General features: G+C 51.5%; 23 protein-coding genes. 21 read left to right on the top strand and 2 right to left on the bottom strand.

Translation table 11 applies throughout. The features are described from left to right. Positions 1-75: 75 nt before the first annotated feature. Entirely contained in the window at positions 76-612 is a 537-nt protein-coding gene (locus tag CA264_RS07080) for a serine acetyltransferase (protein ID WP_025605831.1), read from the bottom strand. Between the two features lie 795 nt (positions 613-1,407). Here CA264_RS07080 and CA264_RS07075 point away from each other — a divergent pair. From CA264_RS07075 to CA264_RS06980, 21 genes are all read left to right on the top strand, one after another. Further along, complete coding sequence (locus CA264_RS07075) at positions 1,408-1,962, top strand: TetR/AcrR family transcriptional regulator (RefSeq protein ID WP_169728051.1); 555 nt, start codon at positions 1,408-1,410, stop codon at positions 1,960-1,962. A 243-nt stretch (positions 1,963-2,205) separates the two neighbouring features. Next, the gene (gene spt, locus CA264_RS07070; RefSeq protein WP_025605827.1) at positions 2,206-3,447 is read left to right on the top strand and encodes a serine palmitoyltransferase; all 1,242 of its coding nucleotides are present in this window, start codon (positions 2,206-2,208) and stop codon (positions 3,445-3,447) included. Further along, positions 3,425-4,546, top strand: coding sequence for a hypothetical protein (locus CA264_RS07065; RefSeq protein ID WP_025605825.1), 1,122 nt, complete (start codon positions 3,425-3,427; stop codon positions 4,544-4,546). Before spt ends, CA264_RS07065 begins: the two co-directional genes overlap by 23 nt. Beyond that, positions 4,543-5,535, top strand: a complete 993-nt coding sequence (locus CA264_RS07060; RefSeq protein WP_025605823.1) for an NAD-dependent epimerase/dehydratase family protein — start codon at positions 4,543-4,545, stop codon at positions 5,533-5,535. Before CA264_RS07065 ends, CA264_RS07060 begins: the two co-directional genes overlap by 4 nt. A 37-nt stretch (positions 5,536-5,572) precedes the next feature. Then, the gene (locus CA264_RS07055; protein WP_025605821.1) at positions 5,573-6,901 is read left to right on the top strand and encodes an inositol-3-phosphate synthase; all 1,329 of its coding nucleotides are present in this window, start codon (positions 5,573-5,575) and stop codon (positions 6,899-6,901) included. 11 nt (positions 6,902-6,912) lie between these two features. Next, a complete protein-coding gene (locus CA264_RS07050; RefSeq protein WP_025605819.1) occupies positions 6,913-7,374 on the top strand; it encodes a phosphatidylglycerophosphatase A family protein in 462 nt (153 codons plus the stop codon). After that, complete coding sequence (locus CA264_RS07045; RefSeq protein ID WP_025605817.1) at positions 7,375-7,746, top strand: GtrA family protein; 372 nt, start codon at positions 7,375-7,377, stop codon at positions 7,744-7,746. It abuts the gene before it with no gap. Between the two features lie 103 nt (positions 7,747-7,849). Then, complete coding sequence (locus tag CA264_RS07040; protein WP_237151191.1) at positions 7,850-10,342, top strand: DUF5686 and carboxypeptidase-like regulatory domain-containing protein; 2,493 nt, start codon at positions 7,850-7,852, stop codon at positions 10,340-10,342. A gap of 19 nt (positions 10,343-10,361) precedes the next feature. Next, positions 10,362-11,081: a CDP-alcohol phosphatidyltransferase family protein gene (locus CA264_RS07035; RefSeq protein ID WP_025605814.1), complete on the top strand. Its 720-nt coding sequence runs from the start codon at positions 10,362-10,364 to the stop codon at positions 11,079-11,081. Positions 11,082-11,095: 14 nt separating this feature from the next. Then, positions 11,096-11,662 carry a DUF4833 domain-containing protein gene (locus CA264_RS07030; RefSeq protein ID WP_025605812.1) on the top strand — a complete coding sequence of 189 codons (567 nt, stop codon included), beginning with the start codon at positions 11,096-11,098 and terminating at the stop codon, positions 11,660-11,662. 6 nt (positions 11,663-11,668) lie between these two features. Continuing rightward, positions 11,669-12,289 (top strand): sterol desaturase family protein, encoded by a 621-nt coding sequence (locus CA264_RS07025; RefSeq protein WP_025605810.1) that lies wholly within the window; start codon positions 11,669-11,671, stop codon positions 12,287-12,289. Between the two features lies 1 nt (position 12,290). Then, positions 12,291-13,241: a phosphatase PAP2 family protein gene (locus CA264_RS07020; RefSeq protein WP_025605809.1), complete on the top strand. Its 951-nt coding sequence runs from the start codon at positions 12,291-12,293 to the stop codon at positions 13,239-13,241. 171 nt (positions 13,242-13,412) lie between these two features. Then, a complete protein-coding gene (locus CA264_RS07015; protein ID WP_025605808.1) occupies positions 13,413-14,222 on the top strand; it encodes a metallophosphoesterase family protein in 810 nt (269 codons plus the stop codon). Next, positions 14,191-14,805, top strand: a complete 615-nt coding sequence (locus CA264_RS07010) for a hypothetical protein (protein ID WP_157593656.1) — start codon at positions 14,191-14,193, stop codon at positions 14,803-14,805. Before CA264_RS07015 ends, CA264_RS07010 begins: the two co-directional genes overlap by 32 nt. Before the next feature lie 11 nt (positions 14,806-14,816). Continuing rightward, entirely contained in the window at positions 14,817-15,467 is a 651-nt protein-coding gene (locus tag CA264_RS07005) for an HAD family hydrolase (protein ID WP_025605804.1), read from the top strand. Between the two features lie 223 nt (positions 15,468-15,690). Continuing rightward, positions 15,691-16,116 (top strand): MarR family winged helix-turn-helix transcriptional regulator, encoded by a 426-nt coding sequence (locus CA264_RS07000; RefSeq protein ID WP_025605802.1) that lies wholly within the window; start codon positions 15,691-15,693, stop codon positions 16,114-16,116. 23 nt (positions 16,117-16,139) lie between these two features. After that, a complete protein-coding gene (locus CA264_RS06995) occupies positions 16,140-16,565 on the top strand; it encodes an organic hydroperoxide resistance protein (protein WP_025605800.1) in 426 nt (141 codons plus the stop codon). 138 nt (positions 16,566-16,703) lie between these two features. Continuing rightward, a complete protein-coding gene (locus CA264_RS22180; RefSeq protein WP_237151190.1) occupies positions 16,704-17,072 on the top strand; it encodes an NAD(P)H-binding protein in 369 nt (122 codons plus the stop codon). Positions 17,073-17,078: 6 nt separating this feature from the next. Beyond that, complete coding sequence (locus CA264_RS22175) at positions 17,079-17,366, top strand: Rossmann-fold NAD(P)-binding domain-containing protein (protein WP_237151189.1); 288 nt, start codon at positions 17,079-17,081, stop codon at positions 17,364-17,366. 121 nt (positions 17,367-17,487) lie between these two features. Then, positions 17,488-18,495: an LLM class flavin-dependent oxidoreductase gene (locus CA264_RS06985; RefSeq protein ID WP_025605798.1), complete on the top strand. Its 1,008-nt coding sequence runs from the start codon at positions 17,488-17,490 to the stop codon at positions 18,493-18,495. 117 nt (positions 18,496-18,612) lie between these two features. Continuing rightward, positions 18,613-19,203: a glutathione peroxidase gene (locus CA264_RS06980; protein ID WP_025605796.1), complete on the top strand. Its 591-nt coding sequence runs from the start codon at positions 18,613-18,615 to the stop codon at positions 19,201-19,203. Positions 19,204-19,254: 51 nt separating this feature from the next. Here the strand turns inward: CA264_RS06980 and CA264_RS06975 are convergent, their stop codons facing one another. Then, complete coding sequence (locus tag CA264_RS06975; protein ID WP_025605794.1) at positions 19,255-20,043, bottom strand: SDR family NAD(P)-dependent oxidoreductase; 789 nt, start codon at positions 20,041-20,043, stop codon at positions 19,255-19,257. Positions 20,044-20,221 lie beyond the last annotated feature (178 nt).

The following is a 20,221-nucleotide window of genomic DNA, read 5'->3' as shown; positions in this document are numbered from 1 at the left end:
GGGGTAAAGCCCCGGTTTCGTGCGCACCAGGCAAAAAGCCGATGTATCAAATATTAATGGCGGAAAACTGCGCTTTTACTGCTCCTGCAGCTCAGGCTGTGGGCTTTGTTTGGCTGGTGTTAGCGTTTTAATGACTCGGGCAGGGTTTCCGACAGCAATGGAGTTCGCCGGTATGTCCTTTACCACAACAGAGCCTGCCCCGATCCGCACGTTATCTCCAACCCGCACCTCCCCGATAATGCATACATTGGAGCCCAACTCCACATTATCGCCAATTATGGGGGAACCAGAATAGGAGCCATCCTCGCGGCGTATGTTGCCGAGCGTGGTGGAGTGCCTGAAAAAGCAGTTTTTACCGATTACCGTGCACCCGTTTACCACCAGCGCATGCCCGTGGCCTAAGTAAAAGCCACTGCCTACCTGCGTCCAGTGCGGCAGCTCAATACACATAAACCACTCCACAAACAATTTGTAGAAAGCCAGGTAGGGGAGCCAGATAACCCGAAGGAATTTGTTAAGGGATGCGGGCCGCGCCAGCCGGAACAGCACCATGACCAGCCTGCCCTTAAGGTTGCCCTTGTTTGCAGCCCAGTCCTGAAAAACATATGACATGTAACGTTTGTATTGATTCGCGTGTGGCTTTACGCTAGAAGCTGAGTTGGCGTTGCGCCTGCTACCGGCTCCAGTGTAGGTAGTTTGTTCCGGAAAGCTGTTACGCTGCTCCTGTGCAGTGGCCTTTGTTCAGGCGTTGGCTCCATTGTGTTCCACTTCCTGCTATTTACTGACGTGCAACGCCAGGCAGTACAGCCACAGGCGGCAACAAAGAAAAATATATCCAAAAGAAGATACAGCAAAACTTTCACGGCAGATGCCTGTTAAGCCTTGGTTACTCTTTAGCAGAAAGAGTAGGTAGTGCGTTACCTGTTGTCGCAGGGATTTGAGCAGCTGGGTAAAAGAGAGATAAAATCGTTAAAACCAAAAAGTGGTTTCACTGTTGCTAGGCTGTACAAAAAGGTGCTCGTGTATTAAACGAAAAGAGGGGCTCTACTTATGGCAGCGTATAAGCAGGGGGCAAAGAGGCCTGTTGAAAGGGTTTTGGTATTGGCTGCCATAAGTGATCATTCCGAAACAACTTTTGGTTTGCGTTGTTGCTGGGGATACGGAATTCAGGCTAAACATACTTCCTGCTATTACTGTTGTGTTGCGTAAAAAGTTACAAAAGAATTGGGCTTCAGGTGAACTCGTTGCGGCTGGCCAACTATAACAGGTTGTGTCGGAAGAGGTAAAAGGAAAATAAAATGGTTTACTTTTTTACGTGGAATAAAATCATTTCATACCTTTGGACCCGAAAACGGTTTTGGTCTAGAAATTATGAGCGAAAAAGATGAACTAATCAAAACAGAGATTTTGAGAGAAGCTCAAAAACTGTTTGTGCATTATGGCTGGAGCAAAACCACAATGGAGGATATAGCGAAAGCCGCAGGCAAGGGCAAAAGCACGCTTTATTACTACTATAAGAGTAAAGAGCAGATTTTTGACAATGTCGTGACGCGTGAAATGGAAGAGGTTTTCCGGATCACGAATGAGGAAGTGCAGAAGGCGCAAACGGCGGAAGAAAAGCTCATGGCCATCGGTATTACCAAGTTCAGAGCTGTACAGAAGAAGGCCAACCTTTTCAATGTCATCCGAGGGGAAATTGAAGCGAACATTCAGCATATTATGGAGCTGAAGAGGAGATACGAGGCGAGGGAAATCAGCATGGTCCGCAGTATCCTTAAGTTTGGGCTGGAGCGGGGAGAGTTTTCGCACTACACCGCAGATGATGTGGATGCTGTCGCTTTTTCGCTGGTGTGTGCCTTTAAAGGAATAGAAATCGGGCTGTTGATCGAGAACAAGTTTGCCGACTTTGAAGGCAGGATGGGAGCGATCCACAGTATATTGATGAACGGGCTGAAGGCCTGATTTTTTTCTGTGGCTCTAGACCAGCAAACAGGTTTAGTCCATTAGAGTATGCTTATATTTTTCTGCCTTGGATAACAGCAGGTGGAGCGTGTTTTAGTATGATGCCAGGTTCTTTTAGTTAAGAACTTGCAGGGCAAATAAAAATATGACCTGTAAGGCAATAAAACTGAGAAGCTTAACAAAAAGGTTGCATTATTAAATATGCAAACATATATTGGAATAACTACAATAAAAAAAATACAGATGGGTAATTTACTTCGTCAGAGAATCCTCGCCCGCGAAAAAAGTGCAGCGTACCACGCGGCAGAGCGGGCACAGGCGCAGGGGGCTTATCCCTATTTCAGGTCCATTGAGTCTGCGCAGGATACGGAAGTGATAATAGAGGGCAGAAAGGTTTTGATGTTTGGGTCGAACGCCTATCTGGGACTTACCAATCACCCTAAGGTGAAGGAAGCCGCTATACAGGCGGTAGAGCAGTACGGCACAGGCTGCGCCGGCTCACGATTCCTGAACGGCACGTTGGATATCCACCTGGAGCTGGAGCGAAGGCTGGCTGAGTATGTGGGCAAAGACGCCGCACTTGTGTTTAGCACGGGCTTTCAGGTGAACCTGGGGGTTATCTCCAGCCTGACAGGCCGTAACGACTATATCGTGCTGGACGAGTTTAACCATGCCTCTATCATTGACGGCAGCCGGCTTTCTTTCTCCAAGGTCATCAAGTACAAGCACAACGATATGCAGGACCTGGAGCAGAAGCTCAGCAAGCTGCCTGCAGAGGCCCTGAAGCTTATCGTGGTGGACGGCGTTTTCAGTATGGAGGGGGACATTGTGAAGCTTCCGGAACTGGTGGCGCTGGCTGAGCGCTACGGCGGCAGCATTATGGTAGACGATGCCCACGGGTTAGGTGTGATCGGTGAGCGAGGTGCCGGTACGGCGTCACATTTCGGCCTGACAGACCAGGTGGATCTGATCATGGGTACCTTCAGCAAGTCTCTTGCCTCGCTGGGTGGCTTTATTGCCGCCGACAACGATACCATTCAGTACCTGAAGCACCATGCCCGCTCCCTGATCTTCAGCGCCAGTATGTCGCCGGCCTCTGTCGCCAGCACGATTGCTGCCCTGGATGTGATCCAAAGTGAGCCGGAGCGGATAGAGCAGCTGTGGGCGAACACCAATTACGCCATGGAGTTGCTTCGTGCAGCAGGGTTGGAGCTTGGCCCCACAGAAACACCCATCATACCTATTTATGTGCGGGACAACGACCACACGTTCCAGGTAACCAAAGTGCTGCAGGATAACGGCATCTTCGTGAACCCGGTGGTGGCTCCGGCCGTGCCAGCAGACTCTACCTTGATACGCCTGTCAGTGATGGCAACGCACACCTTTAGCCAGATAGAGGAGGCCGCTACTAAAATAGCGGATGCCTTTAAGCTGCTGGGGATAAATACCAGAAACGCATCCTATGAAGCAAGTACTGCGAGTTGAGACAAAGCGGCAGCTAAAAGCCTTTATTGACTTCCCGCACGAACTCTATAAAAACGCCCCTTACTATGTGCCAGAGCTTTACATCGCGCAAAAAGACCTGCTCACCCCGGGGAAACACCCCTTCCATGAGCACTCTACGCTGCAGCTGTACCTGGCCTACCAGGATGGAAAAGTAGTCGGCCGGATCGCCGCCATCCTGAACAACAACCACAACGCCTTTAACAAGACGCAGGACGGTTTCTTCGGGTTCTTCGACTGCGTGCAGGACGGGGAGGTGGCAAACCTGCTTTTTCAGGAGGTGCACCAGTGGCTGGCGGCAAAGGGGGCAAGCACCATGATCGGGCCGGTAAACTTCTCGACCAACGAGACCTGCGGCATGCTGGTGGAGGGGTTTGATAGCTCGCCGGTAGCCATGATGCCTTACAACTATCCTTACTACATTCCGCTGCTGGAAGAGCTGGGATTTCGGAAGAAGGTGGACCTGCTGGCCTACCAGTTCGGGGCGGACGGTTATAACGACAAGCCTTACCGCTTATCGGAGGTAATTCGGGCAAGGCTGGAGCAGAAAGGTATCACCATTCGGCCAATCAGCCTTAAGAACTATAAGCAAGAGGCAGAGAAGCTGCGGGAAATCTATAACTCCGCCTGGGATAAGAACCTGGGCTTCGTGCCGATGACGCCGAAGGAGTTTGATTACATGGCGAAGGACCTGAAACTGATCGTGGATCCGGACTTTTGCCTGGTAGCAGAGCATGAGGGCAGAATGATCGGCTTCTCGCTGGCTATACCGGATATAAACCAGATCCTGAAGAAAATCAAAAAAGGGCGCCTGCTGCCTACGGGCATATTTAAGCTACTGACGCAGCGCAAGCAGATAAACGCCGTGCGGATCATTGCCCTTGGCGTGGTGGAGGGTTACCGGAAGATGGGCATTGAGGCTGTGTTTTACGGAGCGGCTATGCAGAAGCACCGCGAGAAGAACATGAAGACAGCAGAGGCCTCCTGGATACTCGAAAATAACGTGATGATGAACCAGGGCCTGTTGAAAATGGGAGCGAAGCCATACAAGAGGTACAGGATATTTGAGAAGGCGCTATGAAGGAGCGGGTATTGATAACTGGGGCAAGCGGCTTTGTGGGCTACCACCTGATAGAGGCGGCGCTGCAGGCAGGTATGGAAGTATATGCGGCTGTACGTGCATCCAGCGAGGTGTCCCATCTTCAGGTGTTTGACATAAACTATACTTCCCTCGACTTTCAGGACACCAACGCGCTGGTAAAGGAGCTGGAGGAGAAGCAGTACCATTACATTATCCATGCGGCAGGCACGACCAAGGCAAAGCACTCGCTGGACTATGTGAACATTAACGCTGTCTACACCAAGAACCTGGCATCGGCGGCGGCAGAGGCTGACATACCGCTAAAGAAATTTGTGTTTATCAGTAGCCTGGCGGCGCTGGGGCCCATCCCTTACCAGGAGGTGGCCCCTATACAGGAGCAGTCGAAGGCACAGCCGGTAACAGCCTATGGCAAAAGCAAACTGCTCGCAGAGAAGTACCTGCAGGAGATAGAGAACCTGCCTCTGGTTGTGCTGCGCCCGACGGCGGTATACGGCCCCAGGGAAAAGGACATCTTTATCGTCCTGAAAACGCTGAACCTTGGTTTGGAGCCATACATCAGCAACAAGCCCCAGTGGCTGAGCTTTGTGTATGTGAAGGACCTGGCAAAGGCGGTGATGCAGGCGCTCGGCACCAGTATCAAGGGCGTGAGCTACAATGTGTCGGACGGTAACAGCTACGACCGTTACGCCCTGGCCACTGCAACCAAGCAGATACTAGGCAAAAAGGCGGTTAAAGTGCATTTGCCGCTGGGCATGGTCATGCTTATTGCCAATCTGCTGGAGGCTCTGTACGCTTCCAGTAAAGCCATGCCTGCCCTGAACAGGGAAAAACTAAGCGAGCTTGCTGCGGAGAACTGGAATTGCAGCATCGATAAAATAAAGTCTGACCTGGGTTTTGTACCGGAGTATGACCTGGAGAAAGGCCTGGCGCAGACATTAAAGTGGTACAAAGAGAATAAGTGGTTATAAATCAGAAATAGAACGAATTAAGACACAAGTGAATAAGATGGAATATAATGTAAAAAACGCCGAAGGGCGCCTGGGTATTCTGCTTCCAGGACTGGGAGCAGTTGCCACCACGTTTATAGCTGGGGTAGAGGCTATCCGTAAAGGAATGTCACAGCCAATCGGCTCACTCTCTCAGATGGGTAACATCCGTTTGGGCAAGAGAACGGAAAACCGCAATCCGCTTATCAAGGACTTTGTGCCACTCGCTAACCTGAACGACATCGTGTTCGGTGGCTGGGATGTGTACGAAGATAACGTGTATGAGGCGGCCGTGAACGCAAAGGTACTGGAGCCGGGCCTGCTGCATGCGCTGAAGCCGGAGCTGGAGGCGATCCAGCCGATGAAAGCCGTTTTCGATAAAGCCTATGCCAGAAATCTGGATGGCACCAACGTGAAAGAAGCCGCTACTAAGTATGAGCTGGCTGAGGCACTGATGGACGACATGCGCAGCTTTAAGGAGGAGAATGGTTGCGACCGCCTGGTTATCGTGTGGTGCGGGTCTACGGAGATTTACGCAGAGATCAGCGATGTGCACGAGACAATCGCGGCTTTTGAGGAAGGCCTGCGCAACAACGATCCGCGCATCGCGCCAAGTATGATTTATGCCTACGCTGCTGTGAAGATGGGTGTGCCTTTCGCGAACGGCGCGCCGAACCTGACAGTGGATATTCCTGCCATCGTTGAACTGGCAAAGCAAAACGGTGTGGCTATTTCCGGTAAGGACTTTAAAACTGGCCAGACGCTGATGAAAACCATTTTGGCGCCAGGCCTGCAGGCCAGAGCACTGGGCATCAAAGGCTGGTTCTCTTCTAACATCCTGGGTAACCGCGACGGCCTTGTGCTGGACGATCCGGAGAACTTCAAAACGAAGGAAGTATCGAAGCTGGGCGTGCTGGAAGACATCCTGCACCCGGACGACAACCCGGAGCTGTACGGTGACATCTACCACAAAATCCGCATCAATTATTACCCTCCTCACGGTGACAACAAAGAGAGCTGGGATAACATCGACATCTTTGGCTGGTTAGGTTACCAGATGCAGATCAAGATCAACTTCCTTTGCCGTGACTCTATCCTGGCGGCACCTATCGTGCTTGACCTGGCCCTGTTCACTGACCTGGCGCAGCGTGCCGGCATGAGCGGAATCCAGGAGTGGTTGTCTTTCTACTACAAGTCGCCACAGACGGCTGAAGGCCTTCGTCCGGAGCACGACATCTTTAAGCAGCTGATCAAACTGCAGAACACGCTTCGCCATATGATGGGAGAGGACCTGATAACACACTTAGGCCTTGACTATTACGAAGACTTTGTAGAAGAAGAGCGTTAATAGATCGATCAGTGATTAGAATACACAAACTAGTTTCCACCAGCCTGGGCATTGGCTATATAGGAAAGGGAGGAGGTACGGTAGCCGCTGTGGCCGTTTGCCTTTGCCTGTATGCCGCGCAATGGGCTGGTGGGAGCCAGCTTGTGCTCTGGCTCCCGATGATAACACTGTTGTTAACGGGGGTAGGCGTGTGGTCTGCTACAGAGGTGGAGCCTCTTTGGGGCAAAGACGACAAGAAAGTAGTGATTGACGAGGTGGCGGGAATGTGCATCAGCATGTTGTTTATACCTGTTACGCTACCGTACCTGTGCACAGGGTTAGTCCTGTTCAGGTTCTTTGATATTGCGAAGCCGCTTTTTATAAGAAGGCTGGAGAGAGTGGGAGGAGGCTTAGGCGTAATGCTGGACGACGTACTGGCGGGCGTTTACGCGAACTTATTTTTACAGATACTTTTATACTACAAGTTTTTTTAAATGTTCACCTTCCTGAAGGCGCAGGCTGCCTCTCTGGCAGCGTCTGCTGTCGATTTTCTGGTGACAATCATCGCTGTGGAACTGTGCGGCTTCTGGTATGTGGCCGGCACCATAGTGGGTACTGTTTCAGGTGGTGTAACTCATTTCACCCTGGGCAGAACCTGGGTGTTTCATGCTGCAGACAAAACTATACCGGCACAAGCAATCAAGTATTTTCTGGTCTGGAACGGCAGCCTGTTGCTTAATGCATCGGGCGTGTATGTGATAACGCATTACGGAGGAGTTAACTATGTCTACTCGAAGGTTATCACGTCCGTGCTTGTCGGTTTTTTCTATAACTATTTAATCCAAAAACGATATGTATTCAAGTAAGAATATATATAAGCTATATATAAACTGGTTGCTTTTATCGCTGTTACTTGTGGTTTCAGGTATAAATGCGACCGCCGTAAGGGCACAGGGTGCCGTTACAACTGTGAAAGGCACTGTTAGGGATGCTGTTTCGAATGAGGCGCTTATCGGGGTATCGGTTTTTGTGCCGGGCACCAGCATCGGTACCAGCACCGACTTTGAAGGCAACTACCTGATCAGAACAAATCAAAGTATAAACAAGGTACAATTTTCTTATCTAGGGTATGAAACCGTAACACTGGGTGTATCGCCCGGGCAGGAGCAAACCCTGGACGTGAAGCTTAAAACCGGCGCCAAGCAGCTGAGCGAGGTGGTAGTGGTAGGTAAGAAGCGTAAGGTGAAGTACAGCAACAAGAATAACCCGGCCGTGGACCTGATCCGGGAGATCGTGGACCACAAGGAGCAGAACAGGCCGGAGCACTACGACTATGTGCAGTACGAGGAGTACGAAAAGACGCAGATGTCACTGGTGAACACGCCGGAGAAGCTGAGAAGAAACATCTTCCTGCGCAAGTATGACTTCATTACCAGCAACCTCGACACCACTGTGCTGGAGGGCAAGGCGCTGCTGCCGTTCTTTGTGCAGGAGCAGCTTGCGGAGCATTACTACCGCAAGGCCCCGGAGACCAGAAAAACGATTGTGAAGGCCGAGAAAAAAGTTGATTTCGGCGAGTTTATCGACAACCAGGGCTTTACCTCTTACATGCAGCACATGTACCAGGATATCGACATCTACGACAATAACATCACGATCCTGACGAACCAGTTCCTGAGCCCTATCGCCGACATGGCGCCTACTTTCTACAAGTTTTACCTCACCGACACGGTGACGACGGAGAGTGGCAGAAAGCTGGCAGAGCTTCGGTTTGAGCCGCGCAACCCTGCCGCCTTTATGTTTACGGGCAAGCTGCTTGTGACGATTGACGGCACCTATGCCGTGCAGAACGTGGAGATGGAGGTGGCAAAAAGCGTGAGCATTAACTGGGTGCGCGACCTGAAGATCAACCTTGATTTTGAGAAGAACCCGGACGGGCGCTACCATCTGAGCAAGAGCGTGATCAAAACCGACTTCGGGCTTACACAGAACAGCGATGCCGGTATGTACGGTGAGCGTGTTGTATCGTACAAAGACTATAAGGTGAACGAGCCACAGCCTGCTTCCCTGTACGAAGGCGAAGCCGTGGTGCGCGTGGAGAGTGCCATCGCCAAAGACGAAAGCTTCTGGCAGGCCAGCCGCCACGATTCCCTTACAGCCGTGGAGGCCAAAACCTATACCAACATCGACAGCCTCGTGAACATGAAGTCGTTTCAGCGGACTATGGATTGGGCCACAGCCCTGATTGCGGGGTATAAGCGCCTGGGGCCGAACATTGAGATTGGCCCTCTGAACACGTTCTACAGCTTTAACCCGGTAGAAGGTTTCCGCCTGCGCTTTGGCGGCCGCACCACCACCACATTCAGCAAGAAGTACATGCTGGAGACCTATGCCGCCTACGGCTTCAAAGATGAGAAGTGGAAGTATTACCTGGGGGGCAGTTATTCGCTCACCGACAGATCCATCTTTGAGTTCCCGGTGCGGTCTATCAGCGCGAGCTACCAGAAAGACACCAACATACCGGGCCAGGAGCTGCAGTTTGTGCAGGAGGATAACTTCCTGCTTTCCTTTAAGCGGGGCGAAAACGATAAATGGCTCTACAACGAGACCTATAGCTTTAACTACCTGCATGAGTTCGAGAATCACTTCTCCTACAGGGTCGGCTTCAGGAACTGGCGGCAGTCACCAGCAGGATCGCTGCAGTACCTGCGCCCTGCGGATGCAGCCTCTGGCGAAGCAGAGCCGGTGGGTGTGCAAAGCCTGACGACATCGGAGGCGTCGCTTGAGCTGCGTTGGGCACCAAACGAGCAGTTTTTCCAGGGAAAGCTTTACCGCACCCCGGTTGCAAACCGCTACCCTGTGTTTACCTTAAGGGCTACAGCGGGTATAAAAGACCTGTTCGATAGCGAGTACGAGTATCAGAAAGTTGCCCTGAACGTGTACAAGCGCTTTTACATGTCGCAGCTGGGCTACTCCGATGTTGTAACCGAAGGCGGTTATACTTTCGGGCAGGTGCCTTTTCCGCTGCTGATGATTCACCGCGCCAACCAGACTTACTCGTACCAGCTGCAGTCCTACAACCTGATGAACTTCCTGGAGTTTGTCAGCGACCAGTATGCGAGCGTGCACATCGACCATACCTTCAACGGGTTTATCTTTAACAAAATACCGCTGCTCAAGAAAACGAAGCTGCGCGAGTTTGTTACCTTTAAGGCACTGTACGGCAAGGTTCGCAGCGAAAATATGCCGCAAGGCAACCCGGACCTGCTGCGCTTCCCGACGTTTGACGACGGGCGGCAGGCGACGTACACGCTGGAGAACAAGCCATATATGGAAGCCAGCGTGGGAATCGGTAACATCTTCAATTTCTTTAGGATAGACCTTGTAAAACGCCTGACATACCTGGATCATCCTAATGTGTCGGATATAGGTATAAGAGGTAGGTTTAAATTCGATTTTTAAAAATTATAGCAGGTAAACTATGGACAAAAATTCGCTTCGTGACGCCCTGCAGCAGGGTATATACAAGGTCATAAACCCCGTGGTGCGGTTTCTGATAAAGGTAGGATTTACCCCTAACGCGGTAACTACCACTGGCCTGATCCTGAACATCGGGGTGGCTGCTATTTTTATAGTGGGCGGCGAAGTGAGCAACCGCGGTGAGCTCGAGTACGTGGGCTGGGCCGGGGGGCTGGTGCTGTTCGCAGGCCTGTTCGACATGCTGGACGGGCAGGTGGCCCGGCTTGGCAACATGGGCTCCACCTTCGGGGCCATGTACGACTCGGTGCTCGACCGCTACAGCGAAATGATCATGTTTATGGGCATTTGCTATTACCTGATAGCCCACCATTACCTGTTGAGTTCCCTTTTTGCCTTTATTGCTCTGATAGGCTCCATGATGGTAAGCTATACCAGGGCACGGGCCGAAGGCCTGGGTGTGGAGTGTAAGGGAGGCCTGATGCAGCGCCCGGAGAGGGTCGTGCTGATTGGGCTGTCGGCCATTGCCTGCGGTATCACCTACTCCTTTGTGGGAGCTGATTATAAAGTATACGTGGAGGGCGTTCCGTTCCATGTGTTCGAAACCATGTCAGTGTTTACCCTGCCGATCACCGTGATGGCCGTGCTGACAAACATCACTGCCGTTAACAGGCTGATGGATGCGAAGAAGGCGATGCAGCAGAAGGAGATGAAAACCGCATAAGTATAAAGCAGAACGTGAGACGCATATTTTTTATAGTGCTTGTGGCACTACTTTACACCAGCCTGGGGAGTGCACACGCCGCTATGCTGCCGGGGGGTAAGCCAGAGGCTGCTCCTGATACGCTGCCTGTACCGAAGAACGTGAAAGACATGAAGTTCTTCGTGCAGCGCGACCCGAACAGCAACACCGTAGTGTATGAGCTGAACAAGACGGCGCAGGGGACTCTCGACGAGAAAGACCCGATCCACCCGTTCTGGATCAGGTATGCAGAAGACGGCGCGCAAAAGGAGCTGAACTACATCCAACGCAAATTTGCCTACGGCCTCAACACAAAAAAAACGGGTACAGATTCTTACGAGCTTCGGTTCGTTTGCTACTCCAAGCTTGTGCTGCGCCTGCGCAAAGGACCGGATGGCAAGTACAACGTGTACACCACCATCAACCAGAAAGAGGCCATTCTGGACCGGGTGTTTGTGCGCATAGAAGGCGGTACCTTCTGGGTGCCCAATGTGCTGTATGTAGAGCTGAAAGGCAGAGACGCCGTAACCGGTAAAGCCCTGGCAGGACGTTTTAAACCTTAATCTTTTATGAAAAAACAGTTTGTATCGAATTCGCAGGAATCGGTAAGGATGTTTAAGTATGATTGGATGGAGGCACTGTCCAAAGTACATTATACGGTTCCGCTGTACATTTACATACCCGTTATACTTTTCCTGAGCTGGCAGGCGCTTTTTGTGGCGCAGCTGAGCCAGCTGGGTTTTCTGGGTTACGCCGCACTGGGCCTGTTTATCTGGACGCTGACGGAGTACGTGCTGCACCGCTTTGTATTCCATTTTGTGCCGAAGGCGAAGTGGGCTTTGCGCCTGCACTTCATCTTCCATGGCGTGCACCACGACTACCCGAACGATGCGAAGAGGCTGGTGATGCCGCCTTCCGCCAGCATTCCGATGGCCACTATCCTGTACCTGTTGTTCTCGCTGGTGCTGTCCGGAGGCCCGCTGTACGCTTTTTTTGCCGCCTTCCTGACGGGCTATTTGTTTTACGACATCTCTCATTACGCCCTGCATCACTTTAACTTTAAAGGCGCTTTCTGGAAGAAACTGAAGAAGCACCACATGCTGCACCACTACGCCGATGCAAGCAAAGGCTATGGAGTAAGCTCCTCGTTGTGGGACAAAATTTTTAGATCCGATTTTGACAAAAAATAATATGAGTGTAACGGCTACGGCGGCAGGGGAGAAGAAGGGCATTACCCGCAAGGCTGTGCTGGTGCTGGCGGCGCTATCCGTTGGTTACCTGCTGCTGTCTTACCTGCTGGTTGGCTTTAAAACGGACCAGCTGGTGTTGGTGGGGCTTATAAACCTGCTGTACTTCCTTAGGCCCATCACGCGCAAGTTTATCACAGGCTTCTCTATTTTCGTCGTTTTCTGGATCCTGTATGATTACATGAAGGCTTTCCCGAACTACTGGTTTAACCCGGTGCACATCGAAAGCCTGTACATGGCGGAGAAAGCCTGGTTTGGCGTGGAGAGCGGCGGGGTTATACTTACGCCAAACGAGTTCTGGCTGCAGCACAGCCACCCGTTTCTGGATGTAATGAGCGGGGCCTTTTACCTGACCTGGGTTCCGGTGCCGATCGGCTTTGCCTTCTTCTGGTTTTTCAGAAACAGAAGGCAGTTCGTTCACTTTCTGCTTACTTTTTTGCTGGTAAACCTGCTGGGCTTTGTCGTGTACTACCTTTATCCGGCGGCACCTCCTTGGTACGTACAGTTGCACGGGTTTGATTTTATCGCCAAAACCCCTGGCAATACAGCAGGCTTATCCCGGTTCGACGGGTTCTTCGGAATTACCATTTTTAACGCCCTCTATGCGAAAGGCTCCAACGTGTTCGCGGCCATGCCGTCCCTGCACTCGGCCTATCCGCTGATCGTGCTTTACTATGCCCTGAGAAATAACTTAAGTATAGCTGCGAAGGTTGTCTTTGGGATCATTACAGTAGGTATCTGGTTTGCGGCGGTTTATACTTCGCACCACTATGTGCTGGATGTATTGGCCGGCATTACGTGCGCCACCACCGGCATCCTGCTCTTTAACTGGCTGGTCAAACAAGATACAGCCCTAAGCAGGGCAATTGAAAGGCTGGTCGCGGCTGTGCGGTAGCATGGGGCGCTAAGGCAGCTTCACAAACATCATCTTAAACGCGAGGTAATGGTACTTTCTGTACCGCCCGGCCCTCTTACAGAGAGGGTGCGTTTTACACCCCAGACTTCGACCAGAATCCCTTTATGGTCTGGTCGTTCTGGTTTTCGTTTCACTATTATACTTTAACTCATGAGAAAGATTTATATACTTCTCCTGTTTCCTGTGTTGCTCCTGACTTCCTGTGAGGAGATTTTTGAATACCACCCGAATCAGATACGGCTGCGGGACAGCGAGAAGAACCTGACCCAGCGGAACATCAACCGCATTCAGCAGCAGACACCCGGCGATACCCTCCGGCTTGTAGTGATGGGGGATACGCAGCGTTTCTATGATGATGCGGAAGACTTTGTGAAGGCGGTCAGCGCAATGGAGGGTGTTGACTTTGTGGTGCACCAGGGGGATATTTCCGACTTTGGGCTCGCCAAGGAGTTCCGGTGGGTGCATGACATCATGAAAAGGCTCCCTGTGCCTTACCTGACCGTGATCGGAAACCATGACATGATGTCTAACGGCAAGGACGTTTACCAGCAGATGTACGGCGACATGAACTATGCTTTTGTGTACGGAAAGGTAAAGTTCATCTTCATCGATACAAACGGCCGCGAGTACCGCTTTAACGGCAAAGTACCCGATGTTGGCTGGCTGCAGCGGCAACTTACGCCCACACCTGAGGATACCTGGGAACAGGCGGTCATCATCTCGCACATGTCACCGTTCGGCAGTGACTATGACGGCAAGTTGCGTCTTCCTTTCCAGCAAGCACTTGAGCAAAGCGGGCGCGTGCAGTTGAGCCTGCACGGCCATGAGCACAACTGGGAGTTCTACCAACCGGAAGAAGGCAACGTCACTTATCAAATCACGACCTCTATGAACAACAGGGGGTTCTCCTACATTAAAATCTGGTCAGATGGGTTCAAAATTCAACGGGTGCATTACTAAGGTGAGAGCGGCTTTTATACTACTAGCAACTGCCCTACTGCTACAGGTGCCGGGCAAGGTTCACGGTCAGGAGGTGGAGCGCTCGCCCTACTACCTCAAAACACAGTTTGCCGGCGACATCGGTTTGGTTGCTGTTGGCTTTGGCAGGGAACATTTGCAGGAGAAGCTGGAAACAGACCTATTTTTGGGCTATCTTCCGGCAAGTGTTGGCGGTGAGCAGATTCTTACGGCGGCCTTGAAAGCGACGTACATTCCGTTTCAGGACATTCCGCTGGCGATGCTCGACTGGCAGCCCTTCAGAACCGGCCTGCAACTTGGCTATACGTTCGGAGACGACTATTTCGGTATTGAGCCCCGCGACCAGTACCCCAAGGGCTACTATGGTTTCTCCACGGCCTTGCACCTGTACTACTTTATGGGCGGCGAGCTGGACCTGGCAAGGGTAGAAGGCTTGGAAAAGCTGGGGCTGTACTATGAAGTCGGCACCATAGGCAAATACCTTATTTCGTACCTTCAAAACCCCGGCTATTTAGGACCGGGCAAAATTTTCCACCTGGCTTTGGGTGTAAAAGTATCTTTGTAAAAAACTGACACATGAGCATAGAGAAAAGGGAATCCTTAGAGTATGAGCGGGCCATGCAAGCGCTGTTGCAGCACAGCACCGGAAAGTATAAGGCCTTTCTGTACGACTGCGACGGCACGCTGGCAGATAACATGCAGGCGCATAAAGACACCTATGTCAAAATAGCCGCCGGCAGTGGCGTGGTGATCGACCCTGCCATTGTAGATGAGTTTGCCGGACTGCCTATCCCTGCGGTGGTGGAGCAGATAAATGCCAGGTACGGCAGTAGCTTTGATCCTATAGTATTTGAGCGGCTAAAGTCGGAGCTGTTCTACGAGGAGTTTATTGAGCAAACGAAGCCGGTGCAGTTTGTGGTGGACCACCTAATTGCACACGCTAGTAAAATAAAGATAGGCGTGGTGTCCGGAGGCTCACGAAAGATGATACAGAAAACGCTGCAGGTGCTGGGGGTGGACAGCCTGGTGGAAGTGCTGGTTTGTGCCGGTGAAACACCTCAGGGAAAGCCTTACCCGGACCCCTTCCTGTTTGCCGCGGAGCAGCTGGGTGTCGCTCCGGAGTTATGCCTCGTGTTTGAAGATGGCGAACCGGGCGTGCAAGCAGCAGAGGCAGCCGGAATGGAGTGGGTCAGGGTAGATAAAATAGCAGACGAGGTTGAGCAGTAACGAGCTCAACCTTCTTTTTTCAGCCCTTTCCAGAATCTGCTGTTGGTGGTTTAAACAGCTACGGCAGGGGCAACTGTACTTTGTATGCTATTATGCTGCCATAAGTTTTCGGTAAATGGGGGCAGGGAGTGACTTATTTGCAGGTGCTTTGAAACCATCGCGTCAATTTTTATGTATATTATATTGTGCACAATATAATTGTGCTTCATATATTTGTGAGCGAATGGAAAACCTGCTATTAAAAAACCAGCTGTGCTTTAAGTTTTATGCCTTGTCCCGGCACATCACCTCTTTGTACAAACCCTTGCTCGATGAGCTGGACCTTACTTATCCGCAATACCTGGTCATGCTGGTGCTGTGGGAGCACGAAGTGATGTCGGTGAAGGCAGTAGGGGAGCAGCTAATGCTCGATAGTGGCACCTTAACGCCTCTGCTGAAGCGGCTGGAGCAAAAAGGGCTGCTCAGCAGAAACAGAAGTACGGAGGACGAGCGGAAAGTGAATGTCAGCCTGACAGCAGAAGGAAGAGAGGCAAAGCAAAAAGCCGCCTGCATTCCGGAGCAGTTAGTGGAAGGTGTTTCGCTGGAGGCCGACGAGGTGAAGCAGCTCTTCTCTACACTAAACAAGATGATGAACCAAATACCCAAATAAACTACATACTCAAAGTATAAAATATGGAAGCCTTATATAGTACCAAAGCAACTGCCACAGGAGGCAGAAACGGACACGTGAAATCTGAAACAGGAGTGCTGGATATTGAAGTGCGCACGCCGGAGTCGCTGGGCGGCGCAAAGGGAGATTTCCTGAACCCTGAAATTCTTTTTGCGGGTGGTTATGCCGCCTGCTTTGACAATGCCCTGCTCATGATCATCCGCACTCAGAAAGTAAAGGCCGGTACCACTACAACCACTGCGCATGTAAGTATGGGCAAGTTAGACAACGGCGGTTACGGCCTGGCTGTTACCCTGGAGGTAAACGTGCCGGGAGTGGCGCAGCAACTGGTAGAGGCGGCACATGAGGTATGCCCTTATTCCAATGCCATCAGAGGCAACGTAAACGTAGAACTCGTCGTGACGACAAATGCTACTGTAGGAGCTTAGTACCTGGAGCATTACTATATCTAGCAGCGGGAGGGGGAAAGCCTTCCGCTGTTATGTTTTTAGCAGGGCCTGATTTAGATAACCCATGCTTGTACCCGTTACGTTACCTTAACAGAAACCGCTTATACTTATTTAACTATGAAAACAGCAATCATCATTGGAGCAACAGGCCTGGTTGGCAAACAGCTTGTGCATTTGCTGCTCGCAGATCAGAGGTTTAACAAAATCATTGTTTTTGGAAGACACTCTTTGGGTATAGACAACGCGAAGCTGGAGGAGCACCTCATAGATTTCGATGCGCCGGAAAACTGGCGGCACCTGGTGAAGGGCGATGTGCTTTTCTCCACCCTGGGAACTACCCTGAAGCAGGCGGGCGGGCAGAACCAGCAGTACAAGGTGGATTACCTGTACCAGTTCCGTTTTGCCCAGGCAGCTGCACAAAATGGCGTGCCTGTCTATGTGCTTGTCTCTGCACCGGGCGCCAGCCCCCATTCGGTTTTGTTTTAATCAAGAATGAAAGGAACACTGGAGCAGGATGTGAAAAAGCTCGGGTTCCCAAGTATGCACATCATCCAGCCCAGCCTCTTGCACGGCGACCGGCCCGAGGAGCGCACCGGGGAGGAGGTTAGCTACAAAGTCTTGAGTTTTCTGAACAGGCTTGGCCTGCTGCAGAAGTACCGCCCAATCTCGGGCAGGGAAGTGGCGCAGGCCATGGTGCAGGCAGCTGTAGCCGCTACGCCCGGCGTGCATGTCTACACGCTGGATGAGCTGTTTCTATTGGCAGAGACTGATCAGGCTTAAAAAAGTAGCACTGCACGACTGCCCCACAGGAAAAGTTTTTCTCACAGCGGATTGCTGTTGGCAGAAAGGCTGTAGGTAACCTGCAGGGGCATATTAACATAGCAACAGAAGGAAAAATACGATGGCAACAACAGAAAAAAATATACCTTATTCCGTTTTAGAACTGGCCACAGTGGCAGCAGGCTCTACCCCGGGCGATGCGCTAAAGAACAGTTTAGAGTTAGCCCGCAAAGCCGAAGAAATGGGCTATACACGCTTTTGGCTAGCTGAGCATCACAACATGGTCAGTATTGCCAGTTCGGCCACTTCGGTGCTGATCAGCTACATTGCTGCAGGTACCAAAAAAATAAAGGTTGGCTCTGGCGGTATTATGCTGCCCAACCATTCCCCCTTGATTGTGGCGGAGCAGTTTGGCACCTTGGGCGCCCTGTTTCCCGACCGCATTGACCTGGGCCTGGGCAGAGCACCCGGAACCGATCAGGTAACGGCGCATGCCATCCGCTCCGACAGAATGCAGTCGGTGTACAAATTCCCGGAGGAGGTAAGCCAGATCCAGCAGTACTTTTCGCCTGATAACCGTGCCGCACAGGTACGGGCAACGGTGGCAGAAGGGGTCGGCGTGCCGATCTACATCCTGGGCTCCAGCACCGACAGCGCATACCTGGCGGCAGAGAAGGGGCTGCCTTATGCCTTTGCCAGCCATTTTGCCCCCGGGCAGTTATTCGAGGCGCTGTCGATTTACTACAACAACTTCAAGCCTTCAGAGTACCTGCAGGAGCCTTACACCATTGCCTGTATCAACGTGATTGCAGCTGAAACAGACCAGGAGGCAGAAAGAATATCGACCTCCCTGATTCGCATGATGTTTGGCGTACTGACCGGCAACCTTGACTACCTGCAGGCGCCTACAGACATGACGCCTGACTTGCGAGAGTTGCTGCAAAACCCGGCTTTTGAGCGAATGCTGAAGTACGCTTTTATCGGCAGCAAAGAAACGGTAAAGGAAAAGACCGAGGCCTTTATACAGGAGACCGGGGTAAACGAGGTGATGGTGGTGTCTCATATCTACGATCAGCAGGACAGGGTGAACTCTTACAGGATATTTTCGGAGATCATGCAGCGCCGCTAAGGCTGTAAAACTGTCTTTGCTGCGGAGAAAGAATCTTATATTTACTGAGAAGTACAGCGCTACGTCCGTTGGGCGTTCCCATCGCGAGCGCTGTACTTTCTTCAACACTTAGATACGATGACGATCAAACAACTAATCCTTAAAAAGCTTTACCCGCTTATCATGCGCTTAAGCAAATCCTCTGATGCGAAAGGGAAAGTGCTAAGCAACAAGCAGGGAGCGGCACCAAAGGTGCCTTTCTACCAACTCAAAGTGTTGCAAAATAATGGTGAACTGCTGGATTTTAGCCAGCTCAAAGACAAGAAGGTACTATTGGTGAATACCGCGTCGAACTGCGGCTATACCGGCCAGTACGAGGAGTTGCAGCAGTTGCACGAAGAGCTGCAGGATAAGGTGGTTGTGGTAGGATTTCCGGCCAACGATTTCCGGGAGCAGGAAAAAAGCAACGATACGGATATTGCCCAGTTCTGCCAGGTTAACTTTGGGGTTACGTTCCCCCTTGTCAAAAAAAGCAGCGTCGTGAAAGGCCAGGAGCAGAACCCGGTGTACCAGTGGCTAACCCAGGCCGAGCAAAACGGCTGGAACACCCATCAGCCCGACTGGAATTTCAGCAAGTATCTGGTGGATGAAAAGGGAGCCTTGACCCACTATTTTGGGCCGGCTGTTTCTCCCCTCAGCCCGGATGTAATGAGAGCGCTACAGTCTTAGTAGGCGCTGCTCCTGCGTTAGGGGCTACAGGAGATAGGCGCAGGTGCACCGCTACATGGAGCGGTGCTGCTTCGTTCTTTCCCTGAGTTGCTCGTAGTTGGCGGCTGCGAACGCGTCTATCTTTTTCGGCTCCAGGAAGTTTACCTTTATTTGCTCTTCCCGCTGTTTGCCACCTAGTATTACGTTAATTTCTCCCTGCAGCAGGCCTGCTACGGCAGCTTTGGCAACATCCTCAGCCGTGTCCATCTCGCTTACCACGGCAGTCTTCATCATATCCGTGTCTGTGGCCGAGGGATAAACTGTCATCACATGGATCGGGTACTGGTGCAGCTCTCTTCGCATCGCATCAGAGAACTGGCCGACGGCCGCTTTGGTCGCTGCGTACACGCTGTAGAAAGGCATGGCAATGTATCCGTAGCCGGAAGACATGTTCATGATTGCGGCCTCCTTGCTTTTGGTTAGAAGCGGGAGGGCCTTCTTGGTTAACAGGATCAGTCCGGTAACGTTAATGTTGATCTGGTTGATAATGTCTTCGTCGCTCAGTTCGGAGAGCAGACCGGCACTCACGACACCTGCGTTGTTGATGAGCATGTCTAACTCGCCCCATGCAGCCGCTACGGCAGCAACCGCATTGTCCAGGTCCTCCGGCTTAGCCACATTACTGCGGGTGGTGAGGAAATCGACGGCCGTGAATTCTTCTTTAAGTGCATCCAGGGCCTCCTGCCGCCTGCCCACCACCGCTATCTGCTTTACACCGCGCTGCGCAAGTTCCTTGATAATTGCTTTCCCTATTCCGGCGCTTCCGCCCGTGATTAAAACTTTTTTATTCTGTAGGTCCATTCTTTTTCCTTCTTAGCCTTTATACTTTCAAACGCCGGTAGCAGTGTTTGGTTTTGTACACACCCCGGCGAAAGCACCACCGGAGGCAGTGGCTCTTAGAGCTATACGACACTTTTTTGGGATTCTGCTTTGATGTTATGCTTTTGAAAGTATATTTGCTTTTACTATGTTACAGCAA

The sequence above is a fragment of the Pontibacter actiniarum genome, assembly GCF_003585765.1.
Lineage (GTDB): Bacteria > Bacteroidota > Bacteroidia > Cytophagales > Hymenobacteraceae > Pontibacter > Pontibacter actiniarum.
The sequence above is the reverse complement of the archived record's forward strand: the minus strand, read 5'-3'. Positions and strand labels throughout refer to the sequence as shown.